Origin of the sequence: Paenibacillus sp. BSR1-1, from assembly GCF_030403775.1 — a bacterium.
Lineage (GTDB): Bacteria > Bacillota > Bacilli > Bacillales > Cytobacillaceae > Neobacillus.
The window spans coordinates 103,857-113,537 of the sequence record NZ_JAQMWQ010000019.1 but is presented as its reverse complement, the minus strand read 5'-3'; the positions used below and the strand labels follow the sequence as shown (position 1 = coordinate 113,537).

At 42.6% G+C, this 9,681-nt stretch carries 7 protein-coding genes, 15 tRNA genes, 1 rRNA gene and 1 riboswitch; all 23 genes read left to right on the top strand.

Annotated elements, in window-relative coordinates; genetic code table 11:
- Positions 1-87 (top strand): 5S ribosomal RNA (rrf, locus tag PH210_RS22145); the annotation flags it as partial.
- A 14-nt stretch (positions 88-101) separates the two neighbouring features.
- A tRNA-Asn gene (locus PH210_RS22140) sits at positions 102-176 on the top strand.
- Between the two features lie 7 nt (positions 177-183).
- Positions 184-275 (top strand) — tRNA-Ser (locus tag PH210_RS22135).
- A gap of 15 nt (positions 276-290) precedes the next feature.
- Positions 291-365 (top strand) — tRNA-Glu (locus tag PH210_RS22130).
- A 9-nt stretch (positions 366-374) separates the two neighbouring features.
- A tRNA-Val gene (locus PH210_RS22125) sits at positions 375-450 on the top strand.
- A 49-nt stretch (positions 451-499) separates the two neighbouring features.
- Positions 500-573, top strand: a tRNA-Met gene (locus tag PH210_RS22120).
- Between the two features lie 3 nt (positions 574-576).
- Positions 577-653: transfer RNA gene (locus PH210_RS22115), tRNA-Asp, on the top strand.
- A gap of 35 nt (positions 654-688) precedes the next feature.
- Positions 689-764 (top strand) — tRNA-Phe (locus tag PH210_RS22110).
- 24 nt (positions 765-788) lie between these two features.
- Positions 789-873: transfer RNA gene (locus tag PH210_RS22105), tRNA-Tyr, on the top strand.
- Between the two features lie 5 nt (positions 874-878).
- Positions 879-952 (top strand) — tRNA-Trp (locus tag PH210_RS22100).
- A gap of 10 nt (positions 953-962) precedes the next feature.
- A tRNA-His gene (locus PH210_RS22095) sits at positions 963-1,038 on the top strand.
- A gap of 40 nt (positions 1,039-1,078) precedes the next feature.
- Positions 1,079-1,153: transfer RNA gene (locus PH210_RS22090), tRNA-Gln, on the top strand.
- A 4-nt stretch (positions 1,154-1,157) separates the two neighbouring features.
- Positions 1,158-1,232: transfer RNA gene (locus PH210_RS22085), tRNA-Gly, on the top strand.
- A gap of 8 nt (positions 1,233-1,240) precedes the next feature.
- Positions 1,241-1,314, top strand: a tRNA-Cys gene (locus PH210_RS22080).
- Between the two features lie 45 nt (positions 1,315-1,359).
- A tRNA-Leu gene (locus PH210_RS22075) sits at positions 1,360-1,445 on the top strand.
- A gap of 25 nt (positions 1,446-1,470) precedes the next feature.
- A tRNA-Leu gene (locus PH210_RS22070) sits at positions 1,471-1,551 on the top strand.
- Positions 1,552-2,456: 905 nt separating this feature from the next.
- Positions 2,457-3,389: an alpha/beta hydrolase gene (locus tag PH210_RS22065; RefSeq protein WP_289988532.1), complete on the top strand. Its 933-nt coding sequence runs from the start codon at positions 2,457-2,459 to the stop codon at positions 3,387-3,389.
- A gap of 234 nt (positions 3,390-3,623) precedes the next feature.
- Positions 3,624-3,796, top strand: a riboswitch (Lysine riboswitch).
- Positions 3,797-3,958: 162 nt separating this feature from the next.
- A complete protein-coding gene (locus tag PH210_RS22060) occupies positions 3,959-4,288 on the top strand; it encodes a DUF3870 domain-containing protein (protein ID WP_289988531.1) in 330 nt (109 codons plus the stop codon).
- A gap of 192 nt (positions 4,289-4,480) precedes the next feature.
- On the top strand, positions 4,481-5,137 hold the full coding sequence (locus PH210_RS22055) for a CoA transferase subunit A (RefSeq protein ID WP_289988530.1): 657 nt from the start codon (positions 4,481-4,483) through the stop codon (positions 5,135-5,137).
- Between the two features lies 1 nt (position 5,138).
- Positions 5,139-5,801: a 3-oxoacid CoA-transferase subunit B gene (locus tag PH210_RS22050; protein WP_289988529.1), complete on the top strand. Its 663-nt coding sequence runs from the start codon at positions 5,139-5,141 to the stop codon at positions 5,799-5,801.
- The gene (locus PH210_RS22045; RefSeq protein ID WP_289988528.1) at positions 5,801-6,991 is read left to right on the top strand and encodes a thiolase family protein; all 1,191 of its coding nucleotides are present in this window, start codon (positions 5,801-5,803) and stop codon (positions 6,989-6,991) included. The genes PH210_RS22050 and PH210_RS22045 overlap by 1 nt, the downstream gene beginning before the upstream one ends.
- The gene (locus tag PH210_RS22040) at positions 6,979-8,364 is read left to right on the top strand and encodes an aminotransferase family protein (protein WP_289988527.1); all 1,386 of its coding nucleotides are present in this window, start codon (positions 6,979-6,981) and stop codon (positions 8,362-8,364) included. The genes PH210_RS22045 and PH210_RS22040 overlap by 13 nt, the downstream gene beginning before the upstream one ends.
- A complete protein-coding gene (locus PH210_RS22035; protein ID WP_289988526.1) occupies positions 8,348-9,643 on the top strand; it encodes an aspartate aminotransferase family protein in 1,296 nt (431 codons plus the stop codon). The genes PH210_RS22040 and PH210_RS22035 overlap by 17 nt, the downstream gene beginning before the upstream one ends.
- Positions 9,644-9,681: the final 38 nt, after the last annotated feature.

The window sequence follows — 9,681 nt, the reverse complement described above, 5'->3', positions numbered from 1 at the left end:
GTTCCCATACCGAACACGGAAGTTAAGCTTCTCAGCGCCGATGGTAGTTGGGGCACGCGCCCCTGTGAGAGTAGGACGTTGCCAGGCTGTTATATCATTGTTCCGCAGTAGCTCAGTGGTAGAGCTATCGGCTGTTAACCGATCGGTCGTAGGTTCGAGTCCTACCTGCGGAGCCATTTTAATGGAGAGCTGTCCGAGTGGCCGAAGGAGCACGATTGGAAATCGTGTAGGCGGGTAACCCTGTCTCAAGGGTTCAAATCCCTTGCTCTCCGCCATTAATCTTTTAAAATGGCCCCTTGGTCAAGCGGTTAAGACACCGCCCTTTCACGGCGGTAACACGGGTTCGAATCCCGTAGGGGTCACCACTTATATATGGAGGATTAGCTCAGCTGGGAGAGCATCTGCCTTACAAGCAGAGGGTCGGCGGTTCGATCCCGTCATCCTCCACCATAATGTACTTGCACTTTTGTACATGAACAGAATATATTGTTTTTATCGTCGCGGGGTGGAGCAGTCCGGTAGCTCGTCGGGCTCATAACCCGAAGGTCGCAGGTTCAAATCCTGTCCCCGCAATACGGTCTGGTAGTTCAGTTGGTTAGAATGCCTGCCTGTCACGCAGGAGGTCGCGGGTTCGAGTCCCGTCCAGACCGCCATTTTAAATGGAAATGGCTAAATAAAATTTTAACGTGGCTCAGTAGCTCAGTCGGTAGAGCAAAGGACTGAAAATCCTTGTGTCGGCGGTTCGATTCCGTCCTGAGCCACCATTTATGTTTTAGTTGATTATATGTGGAGGGGTAGCGAAGTGGCTAAACGCGGCGGACTGTAAATCCGCTCCCTCCGGGTTCGGCGGTTCGAATCCGTCCCCCTCCACCATTTACAGGGGTATAGTTTAAAGGTAGAACGAAGGTCTCCAAAACCTTTGGTGTGGGTTCGATTCCTACTACCCCTGCCATTATATTGTGGCGATTGTGGCGAAGTGGTTAACGCATCGGATTGTGGTTCCGACATTCGTGGGTTCGATTCCCATCAGTCGCCCCATAATATTTTAAATAAATTCTTGTTTAGTTATTAATGACATTGGGCTATAGCCAAGCGGTAAGGCATCGCACTTTGACTGCGACATGCGTTGGTTCAAATCCAGCTAGCCCAGCCATTTTGCGGAAGTAGTTCAGTGGTAGAACACCACCTTGCCAAGGTGGGGGTCGCGGGTTCGAATCCCGTCTTCCGCTCCAATTTTTATGGCGGCATAGCCAAGTGGTAAGGCAGAGGTCTGCAAAACCTTTACCACCGGTTCGAATCCGGTTGCCGCCTCCATAAAACTTACGTTGAGTATGGGTATGAACAGGTTATTTTAATTTCGCCGGGGTGGCGGAACTGGCAGACGCACAGGACTTAAAATCCTGCGGTAGGTGACTACCGTACCGGTTCGATTCCGGTCCTCGGCATTAGATTCAAAAAAAATATTGTCACGCCGGTGTGGCGGAATTGGCAGACGCGCACGACTCAAAATCGTGTTCCTCTGGAGTGTCGGTTCGACCCCGACCACCGGTATCAAAAACGTTTCTCATATTGCATGAGAGACGTTTTTATTTTAACCTTTTGTTATGTACATAATTAATATTAACTATCCTAAAGTCATTAAATATAAGAGCAGATCATAATGCCCGTCAGCACCGAAAAAAAACTGTCACGGTAAATAAGAGGGCTTCATAATGCCCGTTAGGCTCGAAATAAAGCCGTCACGGTAAATAAGAGGACTTCATAATGCCAGTCAGGCCGAAAAAAAGATGTCACGGTAAGTAAGAGGGCTTCATAATGCCCGTCAGGCTCGAAAAAAAGATGTCACGGTAAGTAAGAGGGCTTCATAATGTCCGTCAGGCTCGAAAAAAAGATGTCACGGTAAGTAAGAGGGCTTCATAATGCCCGTCAGGCCCGAAAAAAAGATGTCACGGTAAGTAAGAGGGCTTCATAATGCCCGTCAGGCACGAAATAAAGCCGTCACGGTAAATAAGACGGCTTCATAATGCCCGTCAGGCCCGAAAAAAAGATGTCACGGTAAATAAGAGGGCTTCATAATGCCCGTCAACCCAAAAATTATTCGTGATGGTCAATAAGAGCGGAGCTGCATGCTATACTTAAAAGTGGTTGACAATTTTTAAGGACTCATTTATATTCATGTTAAGTTAAAATGTGACGGAGATACAGAGACTCACTCAATGCCCTGTTTTAGGAGTAATTGGGTGAGTCTTTTTTTATTAAGGCTCTTTTCGTAAACTTTGTTGCTTTTGGAACTTAATAAGGTTCATTTACTAAGTTATTGGGCAATTTTGGCAAATGTTCTTACGAAAAGATGCCCCGAAGCTACAAGTTATACGGGTTGATAAACTTATACGAAAAACAACAATTTATGCGAAAATAGCCTTTATTAATTAAACCTGCATAAAGGAGTGGTCTGAATGAGCCAACCATCATCTTTCACCTTTCAAACAGAAGATGGCGTTGAAATATTTGCTAAAAAATGGGCTTCAGAAAATGAAAATAGGCCAAAAGTCATTGTTCAAATTGCTCACGGCATGGCTGAACATATTGAGCGGTATGATGCTTTTGCAAAAGAGTTAATGACCCACGATTTCATTGTCTATGGCAATGATCATCGAGGGCATGGCGAAACTGCGAAGATTAATAATAGGAGTCGTTATTTTGCTGATGAACAGGGTTTTAAAAAGGTAGTGGAAGATATGCATGAGCTTACAATAATAATTGAAAAAGAGTTTCCTGGTATTCCGATTATATTATTCGGGCATAGTATGGGATCATTTTTATCAAGAAGATATATTCAATTGTACGGAAATCAGCTTTCTGGTGTTATATTAAGTGGTACTGGCGGAGACCCTGGAATCATGGGGAAAATCGGAAAGTGGATAGCTTCAAGAGAAAAAAAACGAAAGGGTGCCCAAACGCCAAGCCTGCTGCTAAATAACTTGACCTTTGGAAGCTACAATAAAAGTTTTAAACCAACTCGTACTGAATTTGATTGGTTAAGCAGAGAAGAAAGGGAAGTAGATAAATATATTGAAGATCCAATGTGTGGAGGGATTTTCTCTGCAGGATTTTTTTATGATTTATTGGAAGGAATAGCAATCATTAATAAACGCGAAAATCTAAGGAGGATTCCTGCTAATCTACCTATATTTCTAATTTCTGGCGCCAGGGATCCAGTTGGAAATAACTCAAAAGGGGTTTTGAAAACCTATAAAGCCTATAAACAGGTGGGAATTAAAGAGGTAAGCTATAAGTTATATGAAGATGCACGCCATGAATTGTTAAATGAAAAAAATAGGGAAGAAGTTCAAGCAGATATTATTAGATGGATTACCTTGCACATTTAAATAAAGGTTAAAACACTCATGGTAGGTGATTTGTACTACGGTTTGTTATATAAATTTTCATTATTAAAAATATATTGACTTTCCAATTTCAACTAGTTAATATAATATTTAGAAATTGAAGACACCTATTTAAAACTCTCAAAAAATAAAGTTTAACAAAAAAAAGCATTGACTTTCAATTATACTATAAATACAATGTTAACAATAGTAATCATTGGCAATTTAAAAATTGAATAATCAAATAGAGGAGCGTTAAAAGGGTAGTCCTTTAAAGGATGAAGGTTTTTATCGCCGATAGTTTGATTCCAGGGTGAAGATATAATCGCTGCTGGTTGGAATTAAGCTAGGGGAATGGGAGCAGGATCCCATTCACTGTCATATGTTACGTATGGAGAGCTATTTATTTCGTCTAGGTTTTGCCTAGATTAGAAATATAGCCTCCTTTTTTTGTGGAGTTGTTGGTTTCTTAATCAACTTAATAGGTAATCTTCTAATCTTCAATTTCATTCAAAGATCCCGGATGCAAGAAAACAATTAGATATATGATTTTGAAGGGAGCGATACAGAACATGCAAACACTGGGTACAGTGATCGTGACAGGCTATGCTAAAGCTCCTCAGGGAACTTCCATGTATGAAATGTTTAAGCACGCAGGAATCGTACTAGAAGTGGATCCAAAAGAGCATAAGATTGTGGGAGCTGAATTCACATTCGTCACTGAATTGACAAAAAAACATTTTCAAAAACTACTGATAGGCTATTGCCTCGAGAGTGGAATTGAGTATTTGATTGAACGAATTCAAAAATTTTATTTTGCTCCATCCCAGCAAGCGATCATTGTGGCTCTTCAGGCTGCATTTCAACGTTACTGGGATAATGTGAAACATTTAAATACATAACGTTTGGTTATAATAAAGTGGGGAGACAACCTCTCTCCATGGTCTTATTAAAACCGGGCAGGTATAGACACTTTGTAAGGAAAGTTTTCTTTTTAGAAGACAGTCTTTATGGGGGATCTATGTCTTGTCCGGTTTTTTTCTATATCCGAACTGCTAATCCATAAAAATTAATAGAGGGGACGGAAAAAGGGGATGAGAAAGTTAATTTCATGTGAAGAAGCCGTAAAAAAGATTAAAAGCAGCTCAAGAATTATGGTAGGCGGATTTGGGCTAGTAGGATGTCCACTTAGTTTAGTAGATGCTTTGGCAGACTCTGAGGTAAAAGATTTAGAGATTATAAGTAATAACCTTGGAGAGCCAGGCAGAGGACTTGGTGTATTGGTACGGCAAAAACGAGTAAAAAAAGCAATAGGTTCTTATTTTACCTCCAACCCTGAGGTGGTTAAAGCTTTTCAGGATAAAGAATTGGAAGTCGAGCTTGTTCCACAGGGAACAATGTCAGAAGCCATTCGGGCAGGCGGTGCCGGATTGGGTGGTTTTTATACGCCGGTAAGTGTCGGAACGAAAATCGCAGAAAACAAAGAAGAGCGCATCCTCAATGGAAAAAAATATGTGTTTCAGGAGCCGATTAAAGCCGATTTTGCCTTAATAAAAGCAAAAAAAGCAGATACATTAGGGAACCTCATCTATAACAAATCGGCTAGAAATTTCAATCCAATGATGGCAACAGCTGCAGATGTAGTCATTGCAGAAGTAGATGAAATTGTTGAGAGCGGTCAAATTTCTTCTGAAGAAATCGTGACCCCTCATTTATACGTCGATTTTATCGTCTTGTCGGGAGGAAAATAGTATGAATGTGAAACATTATATTGCTGAAAGAGCGGCAAAGGAACTAAAAGATGGGGATATTGTTAATTTAGGTATTGGGATTCCTACGCTCGTAGCTGACCATATTCCAGAAAATATCCAAGTTTTTCTACACTCGGAAAATGGAATTCTTGGAGTTGGCCCGTCTCCTGATCAAGATCATGTTGATAAAAACCTTGTCAATGCAGGTAAACTTCCTGTCACGGTGGTAGAGGGATCGTCCTTTTTTGATAGCGCTTTCTCCTTTGCCATGATTCGCGGAGGGCATGTGACGGTTTCGATTCTTGGGGTGCTCCAAATCGATGCAAGGGGTCGAATTGCCAACTGGGCTGTACCGGGGAAAAGTGTTCTTGGTGTAGGCGGTGCGATGGATTTATTGGAGGGGTCAAAAAAAGTGATCGTGACAACTATGCACACGACGGATAAAGGCGAGTCAAAAATCGTTAAGGAATTAACCTATCCAATCACATCAGAACGAACAGTGGATTTAATTATTACCGATTTAGCGGTTTTCTCAGTAAAGGAAGATGGATTGCATTTGATTGAGCTGGCACCTAGGATTTCTCTCAAGGAAGTACAAGAAAAAACTGACGCACCTTTTCATATTGCTGACTCAATTATTAATGGCACTGAGGTGACGTTGTAATGGTTGTAATCGTCAACGCTTTTAGAACCGCCATAGGAAAGTTTGGTGGTTCACTGGCCGACACGCTCCCAGAAGAGCTCGTATGTACGAATATGAAAAATAATCTTTCCGCTTCCGGTTACGGAGCAAATATTCTCGATGAAATAATCGTAGGTCAAACAAAGCAGAGTGCCCATGCTCCAAACATAGCAAGGGTCGCGTCATTAAAGGCACTTTTCCCAGAATCGATACCCGCCTACACAGTCCATCGCCAGTGTGGTTCGGGTATGCAAGCCGTCATTAATGGGGCAATGGCCATTTTATCCGGCCAGGCGAATGTCGTTTTGGCGGGGGGAGTCGAAAGTATGTCTCAAGCTCCATATTATTCGGTTGAAACACGATTTGGTCTCAAGATGGGAAATGTAATGCTTTATGACTCGAATACAGAGAGTCAACCTAAATCACAGCCAGAGGAAGTTTATGGCCACTTCACGATGGGGCAAACCGCAGAATGGCTTGCAAAAAAATATAATATTAGTCGGGAAGAGCAAGATGAATTTGCTTTTAAGAGTCAGCAGAAAGCGAAGCGTGCTATTGAACTGGGGCTGTTTGAAGAAGAGATCATTCCTATTCCTGTTAAAGAGGGGAAAAGTGGGACAAGGCACTTTGCAATCGATGAGCATCCTAGATTGACGAACATCGAAAAGTTAGCAACCCTAAATCCTGTCTTTGATAAAGCTGGAACTGTAACGGCAGGAAACTCCTCCGGAAGAAATGATGGTGCCTCTATGCTGCTGTTGATGTCAGAGGAAAAAGCGAAACAGCTTGGAGTCATTCCGCTGGCAAGGATTCGTTCCTTTGCCGCAACAGGTGTATCACCTAAGGAAATGGGCATCGGACCAGTACCTGCCTCTGAAATCGCCCTTAAAAAAGCAGGTCTCCGGTTAGAAGATATGGACTTAATTGAATTGAATGAAGCGTTTGCGGCCCAAAGTCTTGCCTGCTTAAAGGAGTGGGGAATAAAGGGAGATAACGTGAATGTAAACGGAGGTGCAATTGCCTTGGGTCATCCGCTCGGATGCTCCGGTGCAAGGATTGTCACGACATTATGCCATGAGCTTGAAAAACAAAAACGTCAATATGGTCTGGCGACAATTTGTGTAGCAGGGGGATTAGGAATGGCAATGGTGGTGGAAAGATGGACAAAGTAAAGCAAGATTATGTATTTCACCGTGATTTTAAAAAGGAATACCCAATCATTACCCACGGTGAAGGAGTCTATCTCTTTGATGATACTGGAAAAAAATATTTGGACGCTTGTTCTGGAGCAGTTGCAGCCAACTTGGGTCATGGGATTGCTTCAATTGGGGACGCGATGGCAGAGCAGGCCAAAAAAGCAGCATTTGTTCATACGATGCGTTTTGAAACCAAAGCTTTACATGAACTGGCTGGAAAAATTGGAAAAATGGCTCCAGGTTATTTAAATAAAGTTTATTTTACCACCGGGGGATCTGAGGCAAATGAAAGTGCCATGAAATTGGCGAGACAATATCACAGGGATGCCGGAAGACCCCAAAAACACATTGTCATCGGACGCTGGCAATCGTATCACGGTAACACGATTGGTTCTCTATCAGCGGGCGGTGACGTAAAAAGAAGGCACGCATACACTCCCAATCTTTTAAACTATGCCCATGTATACTCTCCGTACTGCCATCGATGTCCATACGGCCGAGAACAAGATGATTGTCTCGCAAAACAAAACTGGACATGTATAGCAGATATAGAAAGAACGATTTTAGAGCTAGGCCCTGAGAACGTTTCGGCATTTATCGCCGAGGCGATAGTAGGGAGCCAGCAAGGCGCTGTGCCGCCGCCGCCGGGGTATTTTGAGGAAATTCGCAAGCTTTGTGACCGATACCAAATAGTCTTAATCCTCGATGAAGTGATGACAGGCTTTGGTCGGACCGGAACCCATTTCGCGACAGAACAGCTTGGAATCGAGCCTGATATTATCACATTTGGAAAAGGGGTTTCAGCCGGTTATGCTCCACTTGCTGGCATGATTGTTCATGAGCGGTTAATTGATGGGTTGATACAAAATAGCGACGGGAAATTTATTCACGGCTATACCTATAGCGGTCATCCTGTTGCAGTTGCTGCCGGCCTTGCAGCCTTAGAAGTCTATGAGCGTGATAATGTATTGGAAAATGTGAACGAACAAGGGAATTATCTTGTTGGGCGCCTTTTGGAATTGAAGCAGAATCATACTTGTATATCCGACGTGAGGGGCCGAGGACTTTTAATTGGAATCGAGCTTGTGAAGGACAGTGAGCAGGACCTTTTATTTAAACCATCTGAGAAAGCAGCTGAAACAATCAATAGCATAGCGATGGAACTTGGTGCGGTTTTTTATCCGGGAACAGGTTCAATTGATAGCATAAATGGGGAGCATCTCATTATTAGCCCCCCACTAAATGTTAAAAAAACAGATATAGATGAAATTGTGAGAATACTAGATGAATCACTATCGATTTTCAAAAGCCAATTACGAAAGGATGAGACAGTTGAAATTGCAAAGTAAAACGAATGAAATTCAAGAAAAAGCACGTAAACATTTATCTCCGGTAATGACTAGAGTGACAGAGCTTGTCATCGATAAGGCACATGGGGCTAAATTTTGGACAACAGATGGTGAGGAATATATCGATTTCGTATCAGGTGTTGCTGTTAATGCCGTCGGGCATACCAACAAGAAAATGGTTGATGCGATTAAAAAGCAAGCAGACAACCTAATCCATCTTGGCTTGAACTATGGGTATTATGAAACGGCTGCAAATCTGGCAGAAAAGCTTGCTCAAATTACTCCTGGTAACCTTGATACCATCTTTTTCTCTAATTCTGGTGCCGAAGCAATCGATGGAGCGCTTAAATTAGCAAAAGCTGCAACAGGAAGACCAGCAATTATCGCTTTTGAAGGGTCATTTCATGGCCGTACATTAGGTGCAACAGCCATTACAGCATCAAGCTCTAAATACCGTCGTTATTATGAACCGATTTTAGGAGAAGTGTACCATGTCCCGTATCCTTATCCAAGGCAGCTGAAAAACATTAATAAAGAAGAAACAGAAGAGTATTGCTTGAACCAGCTCCAAAAGTTATTCGATTTACGTGTCGATCCATCCCGAGTAGCAGCTATTATTATTGAACCGGTAATGGGCGAGGGAGGTTACTATCCAGCACCGCCAAGCTTTTTGCAAGAGTTAAGAAGGATGACGGAAGAGCATGGAATTCTGCTGATTTTTGACGAAGTACAGACAGGCTTTGGCCGTACAGGTAAAATGTTCGCTGCAGAGCATGCAAAAGTTACCCCTGATATTTTAGTCTTGGCAAAAGCCCTTTCCGGTGGAATGCCTTTGGGTGCGATAGTAGCAAATCGTGAGCTCCATGAAAAATGGCCAACAGCTGGACATGGTTCAACATTTGGCGGAAATCCGATTTCTTGTGCGGCAGCCCTGGCAAACATTGAGGTCATTGAAGAAGAAAGGTTAGTGGAAAGAAGCGCAGACTTAGGGGCAGAAATCGTAGACAGGCTCCAAAAATCAATCGGTCATTTACCTGGTATTGTTGAAGTCCGAGGATTGGGTCTGATGATTGGGATTGAATTTGATCAGCAGTCAGCAGCAACTTTAGTACCTCAAATTAAAGCGAAAGCATTAGAAAATGGATTGCTCATCATGAACTGTGGTGTAAGCGGTCAAACCATCAGATTAATGCTTCCGCTTAACATTCAGGAAGATGTGCTCGACAAAGGATTGGTCATTTTAGAGGAGGCTGTGTCAGAAACCATCCTAGGAAGCTAGATGTCATTTTCTCTATGCAGTAATTCAGAAAAGGGGGT

Excerpts from the sequence above, each read along its gene's own strand:
- PH210_RS22050 (WP_289988529.1), top strand. The coding sequence starts at position 5,139 with ATGAATGTGAAACATTATATTGCTGAAAGAGCGGCAAAGGAACTAAAA.
- PH210_RS22055 (WP_289988530.1), top strand. The coding sequence starts at position 4,481 with ATGAGAAAGTTAATTTCATGTGAAGAAGCCGTAAAAAAGATTAAAAGC.
- PH210_RS22045 (WP_289988528.1), top strand. The coding sequence starts at position 5,801 with ATGGTTGTAATCGTCAACGCTTTTAGAACCGCCATAGGAAAGTTTGGT.
- PH210_RS22060 (WP_289988531.1), top strand. The coding sequence starts at position 3,959 with ATGCAAACACTGGGTACAGTGATCGTGACAGGCTATGCTAAAGCTCCT.
- PH210_RS22040 (WP_289988527.1), top strand. The coding sequence starts at position 6,979 with ATGGACAAAGTAAAGCAAGATTATGTATTTCACCGTGATTTTAAAAAG.
- PH210_RS22065 (WP_289988532.1), top strand. The coding sequence starts at position 2,457 with ATGAGCCAACCATCATCTTTCACCTTTCAAACAGAAGATGGCGTTGAA.